The sequence below is a fragment of the Pseudomonas sp. LBUM1679 genome, assembly GCF_059695565.1.
In genome coordinates, this window is record NZ_CP166774.1 from 1,022,850 (window position 1) to 1,047,872 (window position 25,023).

23 protein-coding genes are annotated in these 25,023 nt (G+C 59.8%); 11 read left to right on the top strand and 12 right to left on the bottom strand.

All coding sequences use genetic code 11. From position 1 onward, the window contains the following. The first annotated feature begins 146 nt into the window (after positions 1-146). The 6 genes from ACA062_RS04655 (at position 147) to ACA062_RS04680 (ending at position 6,516) form a co-directional block, all read left to right on the top strand. Positions 147-1,175 carry an amino acid ABC transporter substrate-binding protein gene (locus tag ACA062_RS04655; protein ID WP_307338855.1) on the top strand — a complete coding sequence of 343 codons (1,029 nt, stop codon included), beginning with the start codon at positions 147-149 and terminating at the stop codon, positions 1,173-1,175. Between the two features lie 65 nt (positions 1,176-1,240). After that, on the top strand, positions 1,241-2,422 hold the full coding sequence (locus tag ACA062_RS04660; RefSeq protein WP_497455403.1) for an amino acid ABC transporter permease: 1,182 nt from the start codon (positions 1,241-1,243) through the stop codon (positions 2,420-2,422). A gap of 10 nt (positions 2,423-2,432) precedes the next feature. After that, positions 2,433-3,530 (top strand): amino acid ABC transporter permease, encoded by a 1,098-nt coding sequence (locus ACA062_RS04665; protein WP_497455404.1) that lies wholly within the window; start codon positions 2,433-2,435, stop codon positions 3,528-3,530. An 11-nt stretch (positions 3,531-3,541) separates the two neighbouring features. Continuing rightward, positions 3,542-4,306: an amino acid ABC transporter ATP-binding protein gene (locus ACA062_RS04670; RefSeq protein ID WP_064676004.1), complete on the top strand. Its 765-nt coding sequence runs from the start codon at positions 3,542-3,544 to the stop codon at positions 4,304-4,306. A gap of 256 nt (positions 4,307-4,562) precedes the next feature. Further along, positions 4,563-5,249, top strand: a complete 687-nt coding sequence (locus ACA062_RS04675) for a FadR/GntR family transcriptional regulator (protein ID WP_497455405.1) — start codon at positions 4,563-4,565, stop codon at positions 5,247-5,249. Further along, entirely contained in the window at positions 5,212-6,516 is a 1,305-nt protein-coding gene (locus ACA062_RS04680; RefSeq protein WP_497455406.1) for a CynX/NimT family MFS transporter, read from the top strand. The genes ACA062_RS04675 and ACA062_RS04680 overlap by 38 nt, the downstream gene beginning before the upstream one ends. Before the next feature lie 172 nt (positions 6,517-6,688). On the opposite strand, the gene ACA062_RS04685 is transcribed toward ACA062_RS04680, so the two are convergent. From ACA062_RS04685 to ACA062_RS04705, 5 genes are all read right to left on the bottom strand, one after another. Further along, the gene (locus ACA062_RS04685; protein ID WP_497455407.1) at positions 6,689-7,318 is read right to left on the bottom strand and encodes a DUF1120 domain-containing protein; all 630 of its coding nucleotides are present in this window, start codon (positions 7,316-7,318) and stop codon (positions 6,689-6,691) included. Between the two features lie 87 nt (positions 7,319-7,405). Next, the gene (locus tag ACA062_RS04690; protein WP_497455408.1) at positions 7,406-8,548 is read right to left on the bottom strand and encodes a DUF1120 domain-containing protein; all 1,143 of its coding nucleotides are present in this window, start codon (positions 8,546-8,548) and stop codon (positions 7,406-7,408) included. Between the two features lie 10 nt (positions 8,549-8,558). After that, positions 8,559-11,030, bottom strand: coding sequence for a fimbria/pilus outer membrane usher protein (locus ACA062_RS04695; protein WP_497455409.1), 2,472 nt, complete (start codon positions 11,028-11,030; stop codon positions 8,559-8,561). A gap of 139 nt (positions 11,031-11,169) precedes the next feature. Beyond that, positions 11,170-11,886 (bottom strand): fimbria/pilus chaperone family protein, encoded by a 717-nt coding sequence (locus ACA062_RS04700; protein WP_497455410.1) that lies wholly within the window; start codon positions 11,884-11,886, stop codon positions 11,170-11,172. 64 nt (positions 11,887-11,950) lie between these two features. Then, entirely contained in the window at positions 11,951-12,427 is a 477-nt protein-coding gene (locus tag ACA062_RS04705) for a DUF1120 domain-containing protein (RefSeq protein ID WP_497455411.1), read from the bottom strand. Between the two features lie 348 nt (positions 12,428-12,775). Between ACA062_RS04705 and ACA062_RS04710 the strand changes: the two genes are divergently transcribed. From ACA062_RS04710 to ACA062_RS04725, 4 genes are all read left to right on the top strand, one after another. Further along, positions 12,776-13,408 (top strand): response regulator, encoded by a 633-nt coding sequence (locus tag ACA062_RS04710; protein WP_497455412.1) that lies wholly within the window; start codon positions 12,776-12,778, stop codon positions 13,406-13,408. A 123-nt stretch (positions 13,409-13,531) separates the two neighbouring features. After that, on the top strand, positions 13,532-14,002 hold the full coding sequence (locus ACA062_RS04715) for a nuclear transport factor 2 family protein (RefSeq protein ID WP_497455413.1): 471 nt from the start codon (positions 13,532-13,534) through the stop codon (positions 14,000-14,002). Between the two features lie 40 nt (positions 14,003-14,042). Next, complete coding sequence (locus tag ACA062_RS04720; RefSeq protein ID WP_497455414.1) at positions 14,043-14,351, top strand: GIY-YIG nuclease family protein; 309 nt, start codon at positions 14,043-14,045, stop codon at positions 14,349-14,351. 202 nt (positions 14,352-14,553) lie between these two features. Beyond that, positions 14,554-15,489, top strand: a complete 936-nt coding sequence (locus ACA062_RS04725) for a glutathione S-transferase family protein (RefSeq protein WP_497455415.1) — start codon at positions 14,554-14,556, stop codon at positions 15,487-15,489. A 131-nt stretch (positions 15,490-15,620) separates the two neighbouring features. Here ACA062_RS04725 and ACA062_RS04730 read toward each other — a convergent pair whose 3' ends face one another. Further along, positions 15,621-15,971, bottom strand: a complete 351-nt coding sequence (locus ACA062_RS04730) for a glutaredoxin family protein (protein ID WP_497455416.1) — start codon at positions 15,969-15,971, stop codon at positions 15,621-15,623. After that, complete coding sequence (yejK, locus tag ACA062_RS04735) at positions 15,971-16,975, bottom strand: nucleoid-associated protein YejK (protein ID WP_497455417.1); 1,005 nt, start codon at positions 16,973-16,975, stop codon at positions 15,971-15,973. Before yejK ends, ACA062_RS04730 begins: the two co-directional genes overlap by 1 nt. Before the next feature lie 452 nt (positions 16,976-17,427). On the opposite strand from yejK, the gene ACA062_RS04740 reads away from it, so the two are divergent. Then, the gene (locus ACA062_RS04740; protein WP_007905514.1) at positions 17,428-17,709 is read left to right on the top strand and encodes an HU family DNA-binding protein; all 282 of its coding nucleotides are present in this window, start codon (positions 17,428-17,430) and stop codon (positions 17,707-17,709) included. Positions 17,710-17,901: 192 nt separating this feature from the next. On the opposite strand, the gene rlmF is transcribed toward ACA062_RS04740, so the two are convergent. The 5 genes from rlmF to ACA062_RS04765 all read right to left on the bottom strand — a co-directional run bounded on the left by rlmF (position 17,902) and on the right by ACA062_RS04765 (position 24,730). Further along, on the bottom strand, positions 17,902-18,924 hold the full coding sequence (gene rlmF / locus ACA062_RS04745) for a 23S rRNA (adenine(1618)-N(6))-methyltransferase RlmF (RefSeq protein WP_497455418.1): 1,023 nt from the start codon (positions 18,922-18,924) through the stop codon (positions 17,902-17,904). Between the two features lie 241 nt (positions 18,925-19,165). Then, positions 19,166-22,012, bottom strand: coding sequence for a valine--tRNA ligase (locus ACA062_RS04750; RefSeq protein WP_497455419.1), 2,847 nt, complete (start codon positions 22,010-22,012; stop codon positions 19,166-19,168). A gap of 254 nt (positions 22,013-22,266) precedes the next feature. Further along, a complete protein-coding gene (locus ACA062_RS04755; protein WP_497455420.1) occupies positions 22,267-22,653 on the bottom strand; it encodes a DNA polymerase III subunit chi in 387 nt (128 codons plus the stop codon). Between the two features lie 8 nt (positions 22,654-22,661). Next, the gene (locus tag ACA062_RS04760; protein WP_497455421.1) at positions 22,662-23,090 is read right to left on the bottom strand and encodes a DNA polymerase III subunit chi; all 429 of its coding nucleotides are present in this window, start codon (positions 23,088-23,090) and stop codon (positions 22,662-22,664) included. Positions 23,091-23,239: 149 nt separating this feature from the next. Then, a complete protein-coding gene (locus tag ACA062_RS04765; protein WP_497455422.1) occupies positions 23,240-24,730 on the bottom strand; it encodes a leucyl aminopeptidase in 1,491 nt (496 codons plus the stop codon). Positions 24,731-25,023 lie beyond the last annotated feature (293 nt).

Genomic DNA, 25,023 nt, shown 5'->3' on the forward strand with positions numbered 1-25,023 from the left:
CATGCTGTGGATTTTCTCCTACTAGACTCATGGCGCAGGTCCGACGTCGGTTGACCCAAAAAAAAGCCAACATGGGTCTACAACGCCTCACAAGGGTGCGACAGGACTTACGCTCCGACACAACAAGAGCAAAACTGGAGGTTTGAATGAAGATGTTGAAATCCACCCTGGCCGTCGTGACTGCAGCCGCAGTGCTCGGCGTCAGTGGGTTCGCTCAGGCGGGTGCGACCCTGGATGCAGTGCAGAAAAAAGGTTTCGTACAGTGCGGCGTCAGTGACGGTCTGCCGGGCTTCTCGGTGCCGGATTCCACTGGCAAGATCATCGGCATCGACGCCGACGTCTGCCGTGCTGTGGCCGCTGCCGTGTTCGGCGACGCGACCAAGGTCAAATTCAGTCAACTGAACGCCAAGGAGCGCTTCACCGCGCTGCAGTCCGGCGAAATCGACGTGCTGTCGCGCAACACCACCTGGACCAGCTCCCGCGATTCGGGCATGGGCCTGGTGTTTGCCGGCGTGACTTACTACGACGGCATCGGCTTCCTGGTGAACAACAAGCTGGGCGTGAAGAGCGCCAAAGAGCTCGACGGCGCCACCATCTGCATTCAAGCCGGCACCACCACCGAGCTCAACGTTTCCGACTACTTCCGCGGCAATGGTCTGAAATACACCCCGATCACTTTCGACACCTCCGATGAAAGCGCCAAATCGCTGGAATCCGGTCGTTGCGACGTGCTGACCTCCGACAAATCCCAGCTCTACGCACAACGCAGCAAGCTGGGCACCCCGACCGACTACGTCGTTCTGCCGGAAACCATCTCCAAGGAGCCCCTGGGCCCGGTCGTGCGTAAAGGCGACGAAGAGTGGTTCAGCATCGTCAAGTGGACCCTGTTCGCCATGCTCAACGCTGAAGAAATGGGCATCACCCAGAAAAACGTCGAAGCTGAAGCCAAAGCCACCAAGAACCCGGACGTTGCTCGTCTGCTGGGCGCTGACGGTGAATACGGCAAAGACCTGAAAGTGAAGAAAGACTGGGTCGTGCAGATCGTCAAGCAAGTGGGTAACTACGGTGAAGTGTTCGAGAAAAACCTCGGCAAGAGCACGCCACTGGCCATCGACCGCGGGCTGAACGCTCTGTGGAACAACGGCGGCATTCAATACGCACCACCAGTGCGCTGATGGTTCTATCACCCGGTGGGCCAACCGCCGGGTGATGTTCTGTTCCATTCTTTGCGGGGCACTTCATGCAAAATTCAATCGGCGCACCAAAGCAGAGGCTCAGCCTCAGCGATCCAAAAGTGCGTGCGTGGCTATTCCAGATCATCACCATTGTCGCGGTGGTCTCGATGGGCTGGTACCTGTTCGACAACACGCAGACCAACCTTCAGCACCGGGGCATTACTTCCGGTTTCGACTTTCTGGAGCGCAGTGCCGGGTTCGGCATCGCTCAACACCTGATCGACTACACCGAATCGGACAGCTATGCCCGGGTGTTTGTCATCGGCCTGCTCAACACACTGCTGGTGACTTTTATCGGCGTGATCCTGGCGACGATCCTCGGGTTCATCGTCGGCGTGTCACGGCTGTCGAAGAACTGGATCATTGCCAAGCTGGCGACGGTGTATGTAGAGGTTTTCCGTAACATTCCGCCGCTGCTGCAGATCCTGTTCTGGTACTTCGCGGTGTTCCTGACCATGCCGGGACCGCGCAACAGCCATAACTTCGGTGACACCTTCTTCGTCAGCAGCCGCGGTTTGAACATGCCGGCCGCGTTGGCGGCGGACGGTTTCTGGCCGTTTGTGGCCAGCATTGTCGTGGCCATTGTCGCCATCGTGCTGGTGAACCGTTGGGCCACCAAACGCTTCGAAGCGACCGGCGTGCCGTTCCACAAGGTCTGGGCCAGCCTGGCGCTGTTTGTGCTGATCCCGGCGCTGTGCGCACTGATCTTCGGTGCGCCAGTGCACTGGGAAATGCCGCAGCTCAAGGGCTTCAACTTCGTCGGTGGCTGGGTGCTGATCCCGGAACTGCTGGCGCTGACCCTGGCCCTGACCGTGTACACCGCGGCGTTCATCGCCGAGATCGTGCGCTCGGGCATCAAGTCGGTCAGCCACGGCCAGACCGAAGCGGCGCACTCGTTGGGTTTGCGCAACGGTCCGACCCTGCGCAAGGTGATCATCCCGCAAGCCCTGCGCGTGATCATTCCGCCGCTGACCAGCCAATACCTGAACCTGGCGAAGAACTCCTCGCTGGCGGCCGGTATCGGTTATCCGGAGATGGTTTCGTTGTTTGCCGGTACGGTGCTGAACCAGACCGGGCAGGCGATCGAGGTGATTGCCATCACCATGAGCGTGTACCTGGCGATCAGTATCAGCATTTCCCTGCTGATGAACTGGTACAACAAGCGCATTGCGCTGATCGAGCGGTAAGGAAAAGCGCATGAGTACTCATACTTTCAAACCTGACATGCCACCGCCGAACCGCAGTATCGGCGTGGTGGCGTGGATGCGCGCCAACATGTTCTCCAGTTGGCTCAACACCCTGTTGACCCTGTTCGCGTTCTATCTGATCTACCTGGTGGTCCCGCCGATCCTGAGCTGGGCGATCCTCGACGCCAACTGGGTGGGCACCAGCCAGGCCGACTGCACCAAAGAAGGCGCCTGCTGGGTGTTCATCCAGCAGCGCTTCGGCCAGTTCATGTACGGCTACTACCCGGTGGACCTGCGCTGGCGCGTGGACCTGACCGTGTGGCTGGCGGTGATCGGCGTGGCCCCGTTGTTCATCTCGCGCTTCCCGCGTAAAGCGGTGTACGGGCTGAGCTTTTTGGTGCTGTACCCGATCATCGCCTGGTGCCTGCTGCACGGCGGCGTGTTCGGCCTGAGCGCCGTGGCGACCAGCCAATGGGGCGGCCTGATGCTGACCCTGGTGATCGCCACCGTCGGCATTGCCGGTGCATTGCCACTGGGAATTGTGCTGGCGCTGGGGCGGCGTTCGAACATGCCGGCGATTCGGGTGGTCTGCGTGACCTTCATCGAATTCTGGCGCGGCGTGCCGTTGATCACGGTGTTGTTCATGTCCTCGGTGATGCTGCCGTTGTTCCTGCCCGAAGGCATGAACTTCGACAAACTGCTGCGGGCGCTGATCGGCGTGATCCTGTTCCAGTCGGCCTACGTGGCCGAAGTGGTGCGCGGTGGTCTGCAAGCGATTCCCAAAGGTCAGTACGAAGCGGCCGCGGCGATGGGCCTGGGCTACTGGCGCAGCATGGGCCTGGTGATCCTGCCGCAAGCCCTGAAGCTGGTGATCCCCGGCATCGTCAACACCTTCATTGCGCTGTTCAAGGACACCAGCCTGGTGATCATCATCGGCCTGTTCGACCTGCTCAACAGCGTCAAGCAAGCCGCTGCCGATCCGAAATGGCTGGGCATGGCCACTGAAGGCTATGTGTTCGCGGCCCTGGTGTTCTGGATTTTCTGTTTTGGTATGTCCCGCTACTCCATGCATTTGGAACGTAAGCTGGACACTGGCCACAAGCGTTAGGAGCGTAGTTTATGAGTGAAGCGATCAAACAGCCTGTGAGCCCTGAAGGCATTATTCAGATGCAGGGCGTGAACAAGTGGTATGGCCAGTTCCATGTGTTGAAGGACATCAACCTGAACGTCAAGCAGGGCGAGCGAATCGTCCTGTGCGGCCCGTCGGGTTCCGGCAAATCCACCACCATCCGCTGCCTCAACCGTCTGGAAGAGCACCAGCAGGGCCGTATCGTGGTCGATGGCGTGGAGCTGACCAACGATCTCAAGCAGATCGAATCGGTCCGCCGTGAAGTCGGCATGGTATTCCAGCACTTCAACCTGTTCCCGCACCTGACCATCCTGCAGAACTGCACCCTGGCGCCTATGTGGGTGCGCAAGATGCCCAAGCGCAAGGCCGAGGAAATCGCCATGCACTATCTGGAGCGTGTGCGCATTCCGGAGCAGGCGCATAAATACCCGGGTCAACTGTCCGGCGGTCAGCAGCAGCGAGTGGCGATTGCCCGTGCGCTGTGCATGAAACCGAAAATCATGCTGTTCGACGAACCGACCTCGGCGCTCGACCCGGAGATGGTGAAAGAAGTACTGGACACCATGATCGGCCTGGCCGAAGACGGCATGACCATGCTCTGCGTGACCCACGAAATGGGCTTCGCCCGCACCGTGGCCAACCGCGTGATCTTCATGGACAAAGGGGAAATCGTCGAACAGGCGGCGCCGAACGACTTCTTCGATAACCCGCAGAATGACCGGACCAAGTTGTTCTTGAGCCAGATCTTGCATTGATCGACGCCTGGCAATGAAATAAACCCGGACCTGGTTCCGGGTTTATTTTTGCCTGAAGAAACACGCATTCCTCCTGTAGGAGCTGGCTTGCCAGCGAAAGCGGTGTGTCAGTCACCGTTAATGTGGGATGGAGTATCGCCTTCGCTGGCAAGCCAGCTCCTACAGGGGGGCCGTGAAATGCCGGGTTGCCCTCGCGGACAAAGCTGACTAATATGTCAGGAAATTCATCCTATGATTGGATGAAAGGGCGGATCCTGTGTCAGAAATTTCTCCATTAATTAAACGTTCCCTGGTCGATCAGGCCCTGGACCAGTTGCGCCAGCGCATCAATGAAGGCGTCTGGAGCATTGGCCAACGCTTGCCCACCGAGCCTGAGTTGTCTGCCGAGCTGGGCATCAGCCGCAATACCGTGCGCGAAGCCATGCGCGTGCTGGCCTTTTCCGGTTTGATCGACATCCGCCAGGGCGACGGCAGCTACCTGCGGGCAGTGTTTGACCCCCTGGACACGATGAAAGCCTTGTCCCGCTGCTCCCATGAGCAGGCGCGGGAGACCCGGCATATCCTGGAAGTCGAAGCCATCGGCCTGGCGGCGTTGCGCCGCACCGATGAAGACCTGGTGGCATTGCGCGAAGCGTTGGGCATCAGTGGCAGTCACTACCACGGTGATCTCGACACCTACATCGCCTGCGATCTGGTGTTCCACCGGCGTCTGGTGGATGCCGCGCACAACCCGACCCTCAGCGAGTTGTATCGCTATTTTTCCAGCATCGTCGGCGCGCATTTGCGCCAGACCTTGAACATCAGCCCCCGACGCCAGGCAGTGTTCGACCTGCATATCGAACTGCTCGATGCCGTCGAACAACGCGACCCGGAGCGGGCCAAAGCCTTGTCGAGGCAGCTGATCAATGAACCTTGCAACCGAGAATGCCATGTCCAGCAATAGCCACATCACCCAAGCCAGGCGCACGGCGGAACTCGAACAATTGCTGATCGACGCCGAGGCCGATGACGAAACGGTCCAGCAAAGTCACCCGATCCTGCGCCGTCCGTGGCTGTTATTGCTGGGCCTGATCCTGGTGGCGCTGAACTTGCGTCCGGCACTGTCGAGCATGGCACCCATGCTCAGCGAGGTCTCGAAGACGCTCGGGTTGTCCGCGGCCCAGGCCGGGTTATTGACGACGTTGCCGGTGCTTTGCCTTGGCTTGTTTGCCCCCCTGGCGCCCGTGCTGGCACGACGTTTTGGTGCCGAACGGGTGGTGTTGGGGATTTTGCTGATGCTCGCCGGCGGGATCATTCTGCGCAGCTCGTTGGGCGAGATCGGTCTGTTTGCCGGTAGCGTGCTGGCAGGCGCGAGCATTGGTGTGATCGGCGTATTGCTGCCGGGCATCGTCAAGCGCGACTTCCCGAAACAGGCCGGTACCATGACCGGCGTCTACACCATGGCCCTGTGCCTGGGCGCGGCCATGGCGGCTGGCGCGACCGTGCCCTTGAGCGAACATTTCGACAAAAGCTGGGCCTTGGGCCTCGGCTTCTGGGTAGTTCCAGCGTTGGTCGCGGCGATTTTCTGGTTGCCGCAAGTGGGTCAGAAACAGGGCGCGCACAACGTCGCGTATCGGGTTCGCGGTCTGTTGCGTGATCCACTGGCCTGGCAAGTGACCCTCTACATGGGCTTGCAATCTTCTCTGGCCTACATCGTGTTCGGCTGGTTGCCGTCGATTCTGATCGGTCGCGGCCTGACGCCGACCCAGGCGGGTCTGGTGCTATCAGGCTCGGTCATCGTTCAGTTGGCGAGTTCATTGGCGGCGCCATGGCTGGCGACTCGTGGCAAGGATCAGCGTCTGGCGATCGTCATCGTCATGCTGCTGACCCTTGGCGGCTTGTTCGGTTGCCTCTATGCACCGATCGAAGGCCTGTGGGGTTGGGCGATCCTGCTGGGTCTGGGGCAGGGCGGTACGTTCAGCCTGGCCTTGACCCTGATCGTGCTGCGCTCGCGGGACGCCCATGTCGCCGCCAACCTGTCGAGCATGGCCCAAGGCTTCGGTTACACCCTGGCGTCCATGGGGCCGTTCGCGGTCGGCATCGTGCATGACTGGACCGGCGGCTGGACGGCCCTGGGCTGGATTTTCGGCGTCATCGGCCTCGGCGCGATTGTCGCGGGCCTCGGTGCCGGGCGCTCGTTGTACGTTCAGGTGGTCAGCGAAAAGATCTGAAGTGCGCCATGTCGGGGGCTACGAGGTGACAACCTCCGGTCAAGGGGTTGCTCAGTAGAGTGGCGGCAATGGCCTTCAATGCGTATTTCACCAGGAACTCCTTTTGGGGTGAATGAGTATCGGTGCTGAACCGCTCAGTTTTATGAGTGAGGCGAGCGGTTCAGCGTCTGGCTTAGATGTACTTCACTTCCAGCGTCATGGAGCCGTCTATGGCGACTTCATCGTCCAGGGTCAGGCTATCGGCGCGGGCGATAAAAGTTTTCACCGCAATGTCCATTACCATTTCCTTGGCTGCAATAGGGGTAGAAGTACCGCTGATTTGAGTACCGGCCGAGTAGAGAAAGCCGACGTCCATGTAGCCATTGACAAGTGCTGTCCAATTTTTGCCGCCATCAGCCGACACCAGACGGTTCACTACCTTCCCGTCCGCCCGCGCATTTTGCATCTGTACATGGTATCCCCCGAGCTTCTGATCGCCGTTGATCAGGCCCAGACCGTACATGTCACTTCTCATCGCAGTGCCAGGCTGGTTATCGATCGGATTGAGCGCGAACTGGACTGGAGCTTCGCAATTCACGGTCAATTGCAATGTCGCGCCTTGCAGAGGGGTATCCGAACCTTGATGCAGGTCCTTCACCGAGATCTTGCCATGGTCGACCTTGCCCTCACTGGACAAACTGGGTGTGCAAGCTGACGGCGTTATTTTGCCCGTAACGCTCAGGTTAGTGCTCGAGGCCGCTAGGGCATAAGGCGCAACGCTGATCAGGGCGGTGGCGGAGAGTGCTGCAAAGTACTTTTTCATTTTTTTTTACTCACTATTACGATTGTTTTCCTAGCTGGTAACGAGGTGCTCCAGTGCACCCCGGTTTCAGCAGGATTGGGGTGGGTGTTACAGGTAAATAATCTCGATCGTCCCCGAGCCATCGAGCTCGATGGCGGTGCTCAAGTCGAGGCTGTTCAGGGGAGCGATGACGGCCTCGACCACCACGGTCGTCGTGAGGTTCTGAATCGCCACCGGTCCCGAGGTGCTGCCGGCGCTGTCGGTGAAGCCCAGGTAGCTATTTTGGCCAATCGGTATCGGGCTTGAGTTGGCTGTACTCCAGGCATTGCCGCCGGTGGTGGAGTCGGTTCGATAGAGGCGGGCGAAGTGGTCGGCGCTGACGTCGGCCGGGTCGGTGTTCAGTGAGTACAGGCCAATCTTGTTGTTGCGGTTATCGACATTCAGGCCGTAGTAAATCTCGCTGTTGACCGTTGCCGAGCCTGAGCGGTTGTCCTTCATGATCAGGGCGAATTTAGTGGGCGCATCGCAACTGACCCTAAATGTCAGGGACTTGGGCGGCAGGCGCGTGCCTTTATCGGTGTTCAGGTCATCTTTGGACAGGGTGCCGAAGTCGACCAAGCCGCCATTGGTCAGCGCCGGTTCGCAAGCTGCCGGAGCGAAACGGGCGCGCAGGGTGACTTCTCTGGTGCGCCCGACACCTACGGCATCGAATACACCTGAAGCGTCCCAAGTGACTGCGTCACGCACCTGCATCCCCTGCTCCTGAACCCAGGCGGTCAGCTCCAGCTGTGCCGAGAAACTACGACCTTGCAACGGCACACCGGCCTGCACGGGAACAACCCCGTGCTCCGGCCGCCAGATCAGGCTCGATGCCGTTTGCACAGGCGGCTGGCCGACGCGGGTAATCATCCCTATCTCCACCGAGCGGCCATCCAGTACCGCATCGCGAATACGTACCTGGTAGCTGCCGCGGTTGGCAAAGTGAAAACGTTCGGCGGTGGCGGCCATCGCCCTGTAAAACAGGCTCATGTCGACAGGTTTTGAACAGCTCAGGCTAAGGCTCAAGCGACGCTCGCCCAAGGTGCGCTCGGGTGCCGAATCGGCACGTATCGCACGGTTCATCAGCCCGTAATCGAGCACCGGCTGGCTCAGATTGAACTGACAATCATCCAAGAGCGCCCAGGTGTACGGGGTGAACCCACTCAGCATGAGGGAGACGATGGTCAGCAATAAAGATCGGGACAGGTTCATGAAGTCATCCTCAGGGAGTCAGGCACTTGGCGGGGGCAGTCTCGAAGTACGCCTCGGTGTCGGCGTCGGCCGGCAATTCGAAGCGCAGTTCGCAGCGGTCCAGTCCCGGCGCGCTGATCCACAACGCACGGGGATCGAGGACGTTAGGCAGAAACACCAGGCCGCCGTCCTGCACCAAGGTGACGAACTCGCCATCTTCGGTATTCACGGCAGCGCCGCGAGGCAGAGGTTCACCACCACTGGCTGTGGTGACCTTGAGCAAGGCACGTCGGGTCATCGTGATGCCGAACTCGATGCTGTCGACGGCACCGCGGCCGGCCGAAATGACTGCAAGGCCGTTGTGGATATCGGCGTTGCGCGGCAGGGTCTTGGTGTCGACTTCGACGGGGCTGCGACCGTAGGCGCTGACTTGAGGGACTACGGCCTGACCTTGCCAGTCAGTCCAGACCGGGCCGCTGGGCGTTGTTACTTTGATCGCGCCCATGTCACCCACCGAGAGCAGGGCAAAGGTGTCGCTCACAGGGTAAGGCGACAGCGTCAAGCCACCGCCGTGCAACACGGCGCCGCCGCGGGCGCTGGCCTGATAGCTGGTACGTTCGGCGTCGGCACGGGTGTAGTTCAGGTCCAACTGGCTGTATCGCGGTAGCAGCGAAACGCCGACGGAGGACTGCACCTGCTTGTGGCGTGTGTCGTGTTCAACGCCGACCCGGTAAGCCAGTTGATCATTGATCTGTTCACTCAAGCCGACACCACTGCGGTATTCGCCAGCAGAACTGCGCACCCAGCTGCGCACCCGGCGGTTTTCACCCAAGGGAATGCTGAGGTTCAGGTAAACGCTGTCATCGCTGCGGTTCGCGCCGCTGACCTGCCATTCGGCTGTCGCCGAGACCGACACGCCGCCGATGTTGGTGCCCCACGAAGCCAGGGCACGGCTACTGCTTTGGCCATCGAACGAGCTTGATCGGCTGAACCCGCTGCTGAAGGCGCCGAACCACGGGTGAGACCAGGACAGGCCCGCGCTTTGCTGATCGCGGTAGCGGGATTTTCTGCTATCTGAAGTGCCGTCGAACACGGCGTCTTCCAGCTCCCGATAACCCAAGGTCCGGTAAGAACTGCCTGCATTGAACGCCCATTGTTCGCTCAAGCGATGCGATGCACTGAGGTCGGCTTGGAGCCCCTGACTGGCGTCTTTGCCACTGGCGTCAGCGCCGGTCAGTGTGGCTTGAACCTGGGTGACGGGTGAGGGTAACAGGCCCACGCTTGCACCCGCCGCGCGATAGTCGGCGGCACCGGTCAGGCCTGCGCTGAGCAGGATCCGCGGGTGCAGTGCACCGCTCCAGCCGCCACTGATCACCCAGGGATCGCCGTCCTGTTCGACAGCGGTACTGCGCACCTGACCGGCCGCCAGCGAGTAACCCGGGGCTGGCAAGCCGATGCCGAGCATCGCCGCAGGGACGGTAAAGCTGCGCGCGCTGCCATCGGCCTCCTTGACCGTGACTTCAACGTCGGAGCGGGTATTGAGGCGACGCACGTTGTTGAGCGCAAACGGGCCGGCAGGCACCACAGTCGAATGAATCAATGAACCGTTCTGCCGAACTTCGATCTGCGCCTGACTGTGTGCGATCCCTTCAATGATCGCGCTTTGTCCTTCTTTCTGCAGGGCTTGCTCGGTCAGGACCTGTACGCCGGTGATCTGCGCGCCGGCCAGCACCGGGTTATAGAGGTTGATCTGACCCGCTTGCAGCACCGCTTCCAGGCTGGCGAAGGTGCGTTGGGCGTATGCCGCGATATGAGTCGTGCGTGAAACGTCGTCCTGCCAGGTTTGCACCTGACGACTGCGTACGACCCAGTCACCGGCGTTGAAACCGAGTTCGGTGTTGGCCGAGGCGTAACGACTCGATTGGTCGCCAGAGCGACTGTGCAAACCGGTAACGTCGTAATTGAGCAGACCGGCAACGCCCCCGGTTTGATAGCCAGAGAAATCCCGGCTGGTGGGGCGTATCGCATCGGTGGGTACGAACAAGGACAGGCCCAGGCTCGCCGGGTCCTGCTCAATGACGGTTTGCGGCGAGGTGTTGAGGAAGTCGTGGCAGCGGCCATCGTTCAGCGTTCGAGTGGGTACACTCAGGTTGCCCGCATCAAGCAAGGCGCGATCGAAGCACAACGCACCGTCGTGATTGAACGTGACGTCGACCCGGCCATGGCGCTGGCCATTGACCGTAAGCGTAACCGGGTGCCTTCCGGCCGTGAATTGCGGCGCTTGCATCAGCAAAATCGCCAGCGCCGGATCGATACCGCGCTGCAGCAACGTGTTTTGGTCGAACGACGTCGGAATCGAAACGTCACCGTGGGCGTCGAGCACCCTCAAAGCGTAGGTCAGCAACAACGCCACCGTGGCTCGCCGTAGCAACAGGTGAGGACGGGCATCGGGTCCAATCGCGGGCACGGCTTCGCCATCACGGTAATTCCATACTGTGTTCATGGGGAGTTCACTGGGGTTATGCCTGCGTGTTGGCCTGTTTTACTGCGGCTTCAGGCGCGCTCGTGGCAGCGCCCAAAGGGCCATCACTTGAAAAATCGGCGCTCGCGGTTCCTTTGGGGCGCAGTGGATAGTTGCGGTTTCAGAATTTGATGGGCGCCTCATAGTGCGGCACCGCGAAACCGTAGACGGTGGCCGGCTGAAAGCGCACTTGCGTGGCATTGCCTCCAGCCACCGCAATGCTGATGTGTTCGCCGGGCAACACGTAGGTTTTTGGCAGCGTCGCGTTGCCAGCTGAAGGCAGCAATTGCACTTCCTGGCCCAGGCGGACCACGTAAGGTGTTTCGTTGCGCACGGTCAGTTGACCGTCCTGCAGCGACCATTGCAGATCAGTCCAGGGCGTGCGATTAGGTGCGAGGCCCTTGGGGTGGAGGATTACCGGCAAGTTCTGGCGCGCCGTTACACCGACACGGGCATGTCCGGCTTCGGCGGCGGGCTTTCCTTGCGGTATGCCTTCAAAAATCACCCGTTTCAAGCGCTGGGTGAGCAGGGGTTTTTCCGATTGGAGAATGAACCTTACCAACTGGGTTTTCGACGCTTCGACGCGTGCCAGCGGGGGCGTTACGAACACCAGGGGTTCAGGGTCTTCAGGAATGTTTTCGATAGTGACGTGCATCAACGCCAGGGTGGCGTCGGTGTTGGTGACTGATACGGATGCTTCGCCGTCGGCCTCGTTGATAATAACCACCGAGGTGTCCGGTACCATGCCGTCAGCCTGGGCCTGCACCGTCAGCAGGAGAACGAGTGCGCCAATGCCGCAATGGAGCAAGCGGCGCGTGCCAGTTAAAAGCATCGTCATGATGTGTCTCTTGGGGTATTCGAATATGACCGAGCGAGCAACGCAAGTGACCCGGCGCTGCCCGTTAAAGACAATGGATCAGATATATTTGACTTCGAGCGTTGCATGGCCGTCGATAGGCACCTAGCACTTCTTTTGGACCGTTTTCCGTGATTGCACTGTCATACGTAAGCTCAAATCCCCCGAGCTTTTCGTTGGTGTTGATCAGGCCTAAGCCATACGTGTAGAGAGGATGAATCGCTGAATTTGGACGATTGTCTGCGAGGTGGAGCGCAAATGAAGTTGCGGCATCGCAAGCAACATTCAGTTGCAAGGCGGTGCGGCGCAGAAACGTCGGTGTGGTCTTGTTAAGATCCTTGGCCGAAATTTTCCCATAATCAATTTCACCATTGCTTGACAGACTGGGCGTGCAGGCTGCCGGAGTGATAATGCCTTTAACGGCCAGGTTCGTGCTGGAAGCGGCAAAAACGGACGTAGTACCGGCCAACAGCAACGTAGCGGTCAATAGGGGTAAATGTTTTTTCATATGTTGTATGTTCATATGCTGATTCTTCCTTGAATGATTATTGGGCGTTGACCAGTTCGGGCAGGGAGCACTCTATCGGTCTGAGTAGAGAGGTGGAATGCAACTAATACGAAAACGAACCGCCCGGCGTATGAATGTGTTGAAAAGTACTGATCGTCAGCTTCCGGCGTGATTTATGTAGTCTGTCGATGTGGGAGATATAGCTTTCAAATGTAGGGGGATTCTCTTTGTTTTGTAGGATAAAGAGCAGTGCCTTGAATACGTTGGACGAAGCAGTTTCATGATCTGAATTGGTCGTTGTGGTTGGCACAGGGCGGCGCTATTTTTCGCGCTTTCCAGTGACCAAACAGGATAAATCCGACAATGCGTGTAATTATTGCTGACGACCATCCTGTCGTTCGCATCGGGTTGCGGATGCTCATCGATCTAAGCCGGGCGTGTGTAGTTGTGGGCGAGGCCGATGGCCCGGACAGCTTGTGGAAGCTGCTGTCATCCATGCCTTGTGATCTGCTGATCACGGACTTTTCCATGCCGGGAAACCAGCAGTCCGATGGACTGAAGATGCTGAGCATGGTGCGACGTCGCTACCCTTCAACACCGATCATTCTGGTCACGATGTTTGCCAATGTGGTGACACTGAGGGCTGCGCTCGCTCAAGGCGTGATGGCAATCGTCGCTAAAGACGCGTCGGCGACGGAATTGCCCAGGGCGATCAAATCGGTGGGCGAAGGTCGACGCTTTATCAGCAAGTCCTTGCACACGGCACTGGTTGAGGCAGACACCGAGACGCAGTCACGGTCTTCGTCACTGTCAGCGAAAGAACATGAAGTGGTGAGAATGCTCGCCGGTGGAATGACGGTCAGTGAAATCGCCGAGCACATCCAACGGAGCGTTTCGACCATCAGTAAACAAAAAAAAATGGCCATGCGCAGGCTCGGCATTTCAACGGATGTGGAGCTCTTTGCTTACGCCCGTGAGATCGGCATGGTGCGCTAGTGATGTGGCGCGCCTGGTCAGTCACGGTATTCCCGCCACGAATGCCGATAGTGTTCCAGGCCTTGGCAGACTATCGTGCAGGCAATCTTTCGTCGTCAGCTTGCAAACCCCGGGAGCCTGCCCATGAGTGATGCCCATAGCGCATTGATCACCCAGTTCTACCAAGCGTTCCAGCGGCTCGATGCCGAGGCCATGAGCGCCTGCTACACCGATGACGTGGTGTTCAGTGATCCGGCGTTCGGTGAGCTGCGCGGCCGCGATGCCGGTGACATGTGGCGCATGCTCACCACGCGGGCCAGGGATTTCTCCCTGACATTCGATAACGTGCGCAGTGATGAACGCACCGGCGGTGCGCACTGGGTGGCGACTTACCTGTTCAGCCAGACCGGCAACACCGTGGTCAATGATATTCAGGCGCGTTTCGTTTTTCGCGACGGCAAGATTTGCGAGCATCACGACAGTTTCGATCTGTGGGCCTGGTCCCGACAGGCGCTGGGTTTCAAGGGGCTGCTGCTGGGCTGGACACCCGCGGTGCGCAACGCCGTTCGCGCTCAGGCCTTGAAGGGGCTGAAGGCATTCCAGGCCAGTCGCTGATAAGATCAGCGCTTGTTTACTTTCCAGCCTTGATCGTTACATGACCAGCCTCAGCGAAAATCCTGTCGACGCCGATACTCCGGAGAGCAAATCCTGGTTCGTTTACCTCGTGCGCGCGGCCAACGGTTCGCTTTACTGCGGGGTCAGCGACGACCCGGTCCGCCGCTTTGCCGCTCACCAGCGTGGCAAAGGCGCGCGGTTTTTCCTGTCCAGCCCGGCCGTGGCGTTGGTCTACACAGAAGTCTGCCGCGACAGAAGCGAAGCGTTGCGTCAGGAGCGGCTGATCAAAAAACTCAGGAAAAGCGCCAAGGAATGCCTGGTGGCGAGTGCCGCACGCGTACCCCTGTAGGAGCTGGCTTGCCAGCGAAAGCGGTGGGTCAGTCGACACATGTATCGCCTGGACGGACGCCTTCGCTGCGGTGCGGCGATCCGACAAGCCAGCTCCTACAGGTCATCAATCTGACTGATAAGTTCCCATCAGGCAGATCGGTGGGCTGCGGGTGGATTGCGCGCTAAGCTGCGAACTCCTTTCCCGTGCGGCGGAGCCGAGCATGTCCGAGTTGATTCTTCATCATTACCCGACGTCCCTTTTTGCCGAAAAGGCCCGCTTGCTGTTGGGCTTCAAGGGGCTGTCCTGGCGCTCGGTGATGATTTCGCCGGTGATGCCTAAACCCGACCTGACGGCGTTGACCGGCGGCTACCGCAAGACGCCGGTGTTGCAGATCGGCGCTGATATTTATTGCGATACCGCATTGATCGCCCGTCGTCTGGAGCAGGAAAAAGCCTTGCCGGCGTTCTTTCCGGAAGGTCAGGAAATGATCGCCGCGACGTTCGCCGCCTGGGCTGACTCGGTGGTGTTTCAACACGCGGTGAGCCTGGTGTTCCAGCCGGAATCGCTCGCCGTACGTTTCGGCAATATGCCGCCGGAAGCGATCAAGGCGTTCATTGCCGATCGCGCCGGATTGTTCAGCGGTGGCAGCGCCACGCGCTTGTCCGCCGAGCAGGCCCGGCATCAATGGCCGACACTCATGCTGCGCCTGGAGCAGCAGCTGCAGCGCGAGCAGGGCGACTTCCTGTTGGGTGAGCCATCGATAGCCGATTTTGCCTTGGCGCATCCGTTGTGGTTCCTCAAGGCGACGCCGGTGACTTCACCGTTGGTCGACACTTATCCGGCGGTTTCGGCGTGGTTGGGGCGCGTAATGGGCTTCGGTCATGGCGCGTTCAGCGAGATGACGTCTGGGGAGGCGTTGGAGATTGCGCGCAATGCCACGCCGGCGGCATTGCCGGATGAGCAATTCGATGAGCCGAACGGGTTCGAGGCTGGCCAGCAGGTAGTGATTGCCGCAACCGATTATGGGGTTGACCCGGTGGCCGGTGAGTTGATGTTTGCGGGCTGCGAAGAGTTGATTGTGCGTCGCGAAGACGAACGTGGCGGCGTAGTGCATGTGCACTTTCCGCGGCTTGGATTCCGTATCGAAGCGCAATGAGCGCCAACGTGGATCTCCGGCCCTGCACCGACCCCCTGTAGGAGCTGGCTTGCCAGCGAAAGCGGTAGGTCAGCCGACACATGTATCGCCTGGACGGACGCCTTCGCTGGCAAGCCAGCTCCTACAGAGGGTTATTTCAAGGCAGCGAGGATGGCGTCCGGGTCATACCCGCGAATCAGCGTCCCGTTCACATCGAGGATCGGAATCCCGCCGCCACCCAACGCCTCATAGGCCTTGCGCGCCTCGGCGTCCTTCTCGATATCGAATTCCTGGTAGACAACGCCTTTCTGGTCGAGAAAGCGTCGGCTCAGTTTGCAGTAGCCACACCAGTCGGTGGTATAGAGCACGACCCTGGCCTTGGCCCGGGTCTGCTCGGATACCACCTGGGTCGGATTGAATAGCCGCTCGATCTTGCCCCAGTGCTGATAGACCACCACCACCAGCAGGATCAGCAGGCACTTCTTCAGGACCCCGCTCAGCATCAGTTGCGTCGCTTGAGCTGGTCGGTGAGTTGGGTCGGCAGGCCTTTGATGATCAGCGTGCCGGCTTCTTCGTCATATTCGATCTTCGAGCCCAGCAGGTGCGCTTCGAAGCTGATCGACAGGCCCTCGGCCCGGCCCGTGAAGCGGCGGAACTGGTTCAGGGTGCGTTTATCCGCGGGTATCTCCGGTGACAGGCCGTAGTCCTTGTTGCGGATGTGATCGTAGAAGGCTTTCGGCCGTTCTTCGTCGATCAGCTCCGAGAGCTCTTCCAGGCCCATGGGTTCGCCCATTTTTGCCTGGCTGCTGGCGTAGTCGACCAGGGTTTTGGTCTTCTCGCGGGCGGACTCTTCCGGCAGGTCTTCGCTTTCGACGAAGTCGCTGAATGCCTTGAGCAAGGTGCGGGTTTCGCCCGGACCGTCGACGCCTTCCTGGCAGCCGATGAAATCGCGGAAATACTCCGAAACCTTTTTCCCGTTCTTGCCTTTGATGAACGAAATGTACTGCCTGGACTGCTTGTTGTTCTGCCACTCGGAGACGTTGATCCGCGCCGCCAGGTGCAACTGACCCAGATCCAGGTGCCGCGACGGTGTCACGTCCAGCTGTTCGGTCACTGCGACGCCTTCACTGTGGTGCAGCAAGGCGATCGCCAGGTAATCGGTCATGCCTTGCTGGTAATGCGCAAACAGCACGTGGCCGCCCACAGAGAGGTTGGACTCTTCCATCAGCTTCTGCAGATGTTCCACCGCCACCCGGCTGAACGCCGTGAAATCCTTGCCGCCATCGAGGTATTCCTTCAGCCAGCCGCTGAACGGATGTGCCCCGGACTCGGCATGGAACAGACCCCAGGCCTTGCCTTGTTTGGCGTTGTAGCTCTCGTTGAGGTCGGCAAGCATGTTCTCGATGGCGCTCGACTCGGGCAATGCTTCATTGCGGGCATGGAGAACTGCAGGTGTGCCGTCGGGTTTTTTGTCGATCAGGTGGACGATGCAATGACGGATCGGCATGGGCTTCTCGGCTGATTGAAGAGGGGAGGGCGTGCTCCCCGAAAAAGCGCTCAGTGTACCGCAATCTCTGGTTTTGGCGCTGATACCATGCCATGGCGCATCCCCCTGTAGGAGCAGCCTTCGGCAGCTCCTACAGGGGGATGGTGGGGCAATTTCGGGTCATGGGGCGCTGCTTATGCAGTTTTTTGCAGTTTTAGTGCAATAAAGCTGACCAAATGGGTAGCAAGAGGCGGATATTTCCCCGTCTCTGTGCTAGTTTTGCCCGGTCTTGCGCGAAGTCACTGCGTTAAGCGTGCATTCAGCATTTGTCAGGTCGAACCAAACCCTGATTTCGGTATCTATAACCCCGATCCCGTGGTTATTGGCCGAGGGTGCCAGATCCAGAAGATCGGGCTCGATGGCTGACACTGCACTCTGCAATCCATATGAATTTGATAGGGAAGGAACACTACATGGCTCTTACTAAAGACCAACTGATCGCCGACATCGCTGAAGCTATCGACGCGCCAAAAACCACCGCGCGTAACGCTCTGGACCAGCTGGGCCAAATCGTTGCCGATCAGCTGGAAAACGGCGGCGAAATCACCCTGCCAGGTATCGGCAAGCTGAAAGTGACCGAGCGTCCTGCCCGTACTGGCCGTAACCCTTCGACTGGCGCAGCCATCGAAATCGCTGCCAAGAAAGTGATCAAGCTGGTTGTGGCCAAAGGCCTGACTGACGCTGTCAACAAGTAAGATTTGTTAAAAAACCGTGCAACGGAGCAATCCGGGCACGGTTTTTTTGTGTCTGCGATTTACTACCAACACCGCTATGCCCATGTGGGAGCGAGCTTGCTCGCGATGAGGCCACAACATTCAACAGAAATGTTGCCTGACAGGCCGCCATCGTCGGAACGCCGCCCGGAGCAAGCTCGCTCCCACAGTTGATCAGCTCTTGCGCGCCCAGCGTTCGCGCCAGACTTGTTGCTCGGACTTGGTCTGGAAGGTCCAGGCGACGAAGCGGCTTTGCTTCTGCCCCTGAGACATCTCCACCACCTGGCTTTCCAGTACACCGGCCTTTTTCAGGGCTGTCTGTATGACTGGCAGGTTGGAGGCCTTCGACACCAGGGTGCTGAACCACAGCACCTTGTGTTGAAAATGCGCGCTTTCGGCGATCAGTTGCGTCACGAAGCGTGCTTCGCCACCTTCACACCACAATTCAGCCGACTGACCGCCAAAGTTCAGCACCGGCAGTTTGCGTTTTGGATCGGCCCGGCCCAGCGCGCGCCATTTACGCTCGCTGCCCTTGGTGGCCTCATCCATCGACGCGTGGAACGGCGGGTTGCACATGGTCAGGTCAAAGCGTTCGCCGGGTTCGAGCAGGCCCAGCAGGATGTGCTTGGGATTACTCTGCTGGCGCAACTGAATGGCTTTGTTCAGCCCGTTGGACTGCACGATGGCTTTGGCAGCGGCCACGGCCGTCGGGTCGATTTCCGAACCGAGGAAGTGCCAGCGGTAATCGCTGTAGCCGATTAACGGATAGACGCAATTGGCGCCCATGCCGATATCGAGCACCTTGACCGGCGCGCCACGAGGGATCTCGCCATCATTGACGCTGGCCAGCAGGTCGGCCAGGAAGTGCACGTAATCGGCACGGCCCGGGACCGGCGGGCAGAGGTAGTCGGCCGGGATGTCCCAATGGGCAATGCCGTAGAACGACTTGAGCAGCGCCCGGTTGAACACCCGCACCGCGTCGGGGCTGGCGAAGTCGATACTTTCCTTGCCATACGGGTTGATGATCACGAACTGCGCCAGTTCCGGCGTGGTTTTGATCAGCGCCGGGAAGTCGTAGCGACCCTGGTGGCGGTTGCGCGGGTGCAGGCTGGCCTTTTCGCGTGGTTCCACGGCTTTGGCCGGGGTCGCGGATTCGGGCTTCTTGCGCGCAGGGCGGGGTGTGCGGGGGGCGTTCATGGGCGTTGTCGATTCGGGCATGGCTAAAAGTGGCGGGTATTGTCCCACATTCACTCCATCATGATGCATATCCCCTGCAGGAGCTGCCGAAGGCTGCGATCTTTTGACTTTGCTTTTTAAAAACAAGATCCAAAGATCGCAGCCTGCGGCAGCTCCTACAGGGGGTTGTGGTGTTTGGGGGAAAGGGGCGGGCATGAAAAAGGGAGGCCATCCGGCCTCCCTTTTTCATTGCGATTTGCCGTTACAGGCTGGCAATCCGTGCATGCTGCTCCGCCAATTTGCCCAAAGCCTGTTCGGCTTCAGCCAGTTTGGCGCGTTCCTTGTCGATGACTTCGGCCGGGGCCTTGTCGACGAAACCGGCGTTGGACAGCTTGCCGCCCACGCGCTGGACTTCGCCTTGCAGACGCAGGATTTCCTTGTCCAGACGTGCCAGCTCGGCGTCCTTGTCGATCAAGCCGGCCATTGGCACCAGCACTTCCATCTCGCCCACCAGCGCGGTGGCGGACAGTGGTGCTTCTTCGCCGGCCGCCAATACGGTGATCGACTCCAGACGGGCCAGCTTTTTCAGCAAGGCTTCGTTCTCGGTGAGGCGACGCTGATCTTCGGCACTGACGTTTTTCAGGAACAGGTTCAGCGGTTTGCCTGGACCGATGTTCATTTCGCCACGAATGTTACGCGTGCCGAGCATCAGGCCCTTGAGCCATTCGATGTCGTTTTCGGCAGCCGGATCGATGCGCTCTTCATTGGCCACTGGCCACGGTTGCAGCATGATCGTCTTGCCTTCGATACCGGCCAGCGGCGCGAGGCGCTGCCAGATTTCTTCGGTGATGAACGGCATGAACGGGTGTGCCAGGCGCAGCGCGACTTCCAGCACCCGAACCAGCGTGCGACGCGTGCCGCGCTGACGTTCGACCGGCGCGTTTTCGTCCCACAGTACAGGCTTGGACAGTTCCAGGTACCAGTCGCAATACTGGTTCCAGATGAACTCGTACAAGGCTTGTGCCGCCAGGTCGAAGCGGAACTGGTCGAGCTGACGGGTCACTTCGGCTTCGGTGCGTTGCAGCTGCGAGATGATCCAGCGATCGGCCAGCGACAGCTCAAAGGCTTCGCCGTTCTGGCCGCAGTCTTCGCCCTTGTCCAGCACGTAGCGCGCAGCGTTCCAGATCTTGTTGCAGAAATTGCGATAGCCTTCGACGCGGCCCATGTCGAACTTGATGTCGCGGCCGGTGGACGCCAGCGAGCAGAAGGTGAAACGCAGGGCGTCGGTGCCGTAGCTGGCGATGCCGTCGGCGAACTCGTCGCGGGTCTGCTTTTCGATCTTCTTCGCCAGCTTCGGCTGCATCATGCCGGAGGTGCGTTTCTGCACCAGGTCTTCCAGTTCGATGCCGTCGATGATGTCCAGCGGGTCCAGGACGTTGCCCTTGGATTTGGACATCTTCTGGCCCTGGCCATCACGGACGAGACCGTGCACATAAACGGTCTTGAACGGAACCTGCGGCGTGCCGTCTTCGTTTTTCACCAAGTGCATGGTGAGCATGATCATCCGGGCAACCCAGAAGAAAATGATGTCGAAACCGGTGACCAGCACGTCGGTGGAGTGGAATTTCTTCAGGAATTCGGTCTGCTCGGGCCAGCCGAGGGTGGAGAAGGTCCACAGCCCCGAACTGAACCAGGTGTCGAGAACGTCATTGTCCTGTTGCAGCGCAACGTCCGGACCGAGGTTGTGCTTGGCACGTACTTCGGCTTCGTCGCGACCGACGTAGACTTTGCCCGACTCGTCGTACCAGGCCGGAATCCGGTGGCCCCACCACAGCTGACGGCTGATGCACCAATCCTGGATGTCGCGCATCCACGAGAAGTACATGTTTTCGTACTGCTTGGGCACGAACTGGATACGGCCGTCTTCAACGGCAGCAATCGCAGGCTCGGCCAATGGCTTGGTCGACACGTACCACTGGTCGGTCAGCCACGGCTCGATGATGGTGCCGGAGCGGTCGCCTTTCGGTACTTTCAGGCCGTGATCGTCGACGCTGACCAGCAGGCCGGCGGCTTCGAATGCAGCAACGATCTGCTTGCGCGCTTCGAAGCGGTCCAGGCCTGCGTATTCGGCCGGGATCTTGCCGTCGATGCTTTCGTTCAGCGTGCCATCGAGGTTGAACACCTGGCAGGCGGGCAACACAGCGGCGTTCTTGTCGAAGATGTTCAGCAGCGGCAGGTTGTGGCGCTTGCCGACTTCGTAGTCGTTGAAATCGTGGGCCGGGGTGATTTTCACGCAGCCGGTGCCGAATTCGGGATCGCAGTAATCGTCGGCAATGATCGGGATGCGGCGGCCGACCAGCGGCAGCTCGACAAATTGGCCGATCAGGGCTTTGTAGCGTTCATCGTTCGGGTTAACAGCCACGGCGGCGTCGCCGAGCATGGTTTCCGGGCGAGTGGTCGCGACGATCAGGTAGTCGTTGCCTTCAGCGGTCTTGGCGCCGTCGGCCAGCGGGTACTTCAGGTTCCACAGGAAGCCTTTCTCGTCGTGGTTTTCCACTTCGAGGTCGGAAATCGCCGTGTGCAACTTGGTGTCCCAGTTGACCAGGCGCTTGCCGCGATAGATCAGGCCGTCTTCGTGCAGGCGCACGAACGCTTCTTTAACCGCTTCCGAGAGGCCGTCGTCCATGGTGAAGCGCTCGCGGCTCCAGTCCACGGACGAGCCGAGGCGGCGGATCTGACGGCTGATGTTGCCGCCGGACTGATCCTTCCACTCCCAGACCTTTTCGAGAAATTTCTCACGGCCCAGGTCATGACGACTCTGGCCCTGGGCTTCGAGTTGACGTTCCACCAGCATTTGCGTGGCGATACCGGCATGGTCGGTGCCCGGCTGCCACAGGGTGTTGCGACCCTGCATGCGGCGGAAACGGATCAGGGCGTCCATGATCGCGTTATTGAAGCCGTGACCCATGTGCAGGCTGCCGGTGACGTTCGGCGGCGGGATCATGATGGTGTAGGACTCGCCCGCGCCTTGCGGGGCGAAGTAATTCTCTGACTCCCAGGTGTTGTACCAGGAAGTTTCAATGGCGTGCGGCTGGTAGGTCTTATCCATGCGCGGCGGGACCCTATTGGCATTTATTCAGGAAAAGCCGGCAAGTATAGCGGGGCATGGGGCAGAGGGCGAGCAGGTGCGGACAGGGCGCAGATCAATAACAGCGCGAATCAAATGTGGGGGCAATTTGTAGTGAGGGGGCTAACCCTGTAGGAGCTGCCGCAGGCTGCGATCTTTTGGCGTCTTCAAGAACACTGAAGATCAAAGTCAAAAGATCGCAGCCTGCGGCAGCTCCTACATTGGAATGGCGCGGGCTATTCGTACTGGCTGAGCAACCGCTCCATCCGCGCAGCGAGCCGGCGTTTGATTTCGGTTTCGATGTGCGGGGCGAAGTCGTCGATCACGTCTTGCATGATCAGCATGGCGGCGGCGCGCAGTTCGCCATCCAGGTGCAACAAGGCATCGGGACCTTTGCTCGTGGTGTCCGGAGCCGGTTCGGCGGCAGGGGTGGGCGGTGTCGGTTCGACGGTAGGCTGGGAAGCGCTGACCGTATCGAACAACATCGGAATCTGTTCCTGGTCATCGTCCTCGACCGTGTCGGTCAGCAGGGGCGGTTGCAGGTTGTCGTCTCCGAGCAGTTGCCGGATCGACTCGAGGTCGTCCAGCAGGTGCGCGGACTGTTGCTGTTTTGGAGTGTCCATCGGAATGCTCAGAGTCGCTGTAGACGGTGATCTTGCAGAGGATAGCCCTGTTCGCGGTAGAAGCGGAAACTCTCCCGCGCGGCCTGACGAATCGTCGAATCTTCCACCACCACTTCCGCTACGCGGGCGAATTGCCCGGCAAAGCTCGGGACTTTCAAGTCAAGGTTGACCAGCAGATCCTGGTGCCGACCGCAGTCATCGCCAAGGCCCAGCACGATCACCCCCTCGGGCTCGCTTTCGGCGGGACCGTGAGGCACGAAGCTTTCGCCCTTGAAGGCCCACAGGCGCGCATCGAGATCGTCACGCTGGGCGGCATCACTGCAATGCAGGTAGATGCGGTGGCCCATGCGCCAGGCTTTCTCGGTGAGCTTGCAGGCGAAATCCAGCCGCGCCGATGGATCGGCGCTGGGCAGGATGTAGAAGTCGACTTTGGTCATTGCGGTTCCTGGAATCAACTTCCGCGGAATCTGTAGGAGCGAGCTTGCTCGCGAAGGTCGTCAACGATTACGCGGGAAACCATGTTAATCGCGGTGATCTTGAGTTTTTCGCGAGCAAGCTCGCTCCTACAGTGGTCAGTGAGCGATATTTAGACTTTGGCGCGGTCCAGCAGGTATTGGGTCAGCAGTGGAACCGGACGGCCGGTGGCGCCCTTGTCCTTGCCGCCGCTGGTCCACGCCGTGCCGGCGATGTCCAGGTGCGCCCAGTTCAGGTTCTTGGTGAAGCGCGACAGGAAGCAGGCCGCGGTGATGGTGCCGGCTTTCGGGCCGCCAATGTTGGCGATGTCGGCGAACGGGCTGTCCAGCTGTTCCTGGTACTCATCGAACAACGGCAGTTGCCAGGCGCGGTCGTCGGCGGACTGGCCGGCGCTCAACAGTTGGCCGATCAGTTCGTCGTTGTTGCCCAGCAGGCCCGAGGTGTGGGAGCCCAGTGCGACGACGCAGGCGCCGGTCAGGGTGGCGATGTCGATGACCGCTTGCGGCTTGAAGCGCTCGGAGTAGGTCAGGGCATCGCACAGCACCAGACGGCCTTCGGCGTCGGTGTTGAGGATTTCCACGGTCTGGCCGCTCATGGTGGTGACGATATCGCCAGGGCGCGCAGCGTTGCCGCTCGGCATGTTCTCGGCGCAGGCCAGGATGCACACCAGGTTGATCGGCAGTTTCAGTTCGAGCACGGCTCGCAGGGTACCGAAGACGCTGGCGGCACCGCCCATGTCGTACTTCATTTCATCCATGCCGGCGCCTGGTTTCAGGCTGATGCCACCGGTGTCGAAGGTGATGCCTTTGCCGACCATTGCGTACGGCTTCTCGGATTTCTTGCCGCCGTTGTACTGCATGACGATCAGGCGCGGTGGCTGGGCACTGCCCTGGCCAACGGCATAGAACGAGCCCATGCCCAGGTCCTTGATCTTCTTCTCGTCGAGGACTTCGACTTTCAGGCTCTTGAATTCCTTGCCCAGGCTCTTCGCCTGTTCGCCGAGGAAAGTCGGGTGGCAGATGTTCGGCGGCAGGTTGCCCAGGTTGCGGGTAAACGCCATGCCATTGGCGATGGCGGTGGCATGGGCCACGGCGCGCTCGACTTCAGCCTGGGCTGCCTTGATGGTCACCAGGGTGACTTTCTTCAGGGTGCGAGGCTCGGCTTTCTGGCTCTTGAACTGATCGAAGGTGTATTCGCCGTCCACCAGGGTTTCGGCCAGCAGGCGGGTCTTGCCGTAGCTGTCACGGCCTTTGACCGCGACTTCGTCCAGGGCCAGCACGGCATCGCTGCCGCCCAGGCCTTTGAGGGTATTGAGGATGCCGGCGATGATCTTGCGGAACGGGCGGTCGCCCAGCTCTTCGTCCTTGCCCACGCCCACCAGCAGCACGCGTTCGGCCTTGAGGTTCGGCAGGCTGTGCAGCAACAGGCTCTGGCCGACCTTGCCGGCCAGGTCGCCGCGCTTGAGCACCGCGCTGATGGCGCCGCCGCTCAGTTCGTCGAGCAGGCGGGCAGTTGCGCCGAGCTTGCGGCCTTCGCCGACGGCGACTACCAGCGTGGCGGTCTTCAACGTTTCTGGGTTAACGCTTTTTACAACCAGTTCCATGTCCGGGTCCCTGAATGAATGGTCAACACGCAATGGCTCGACGAAATGCGTTCGAGCTTGCTTATAAATGGAGGACGCAAGTCAAGGCCTGCGACAAAGGCCGCAGTTTGAACCTCGCTACCGGCGCCTGACAACCCTCGGTTGTACGATCTTCAATGATTTGCCGGCCATTGGAGCTGGCTTGCCAGCGATGAACTTGAGCGCGCTGCAGGGTGTCAGACTGACAGCTTTATCGTTGACGACCATCGCGAGCAAGCTCGCTCCTACAGCCCTCATGCCAACGCATTGCGCAG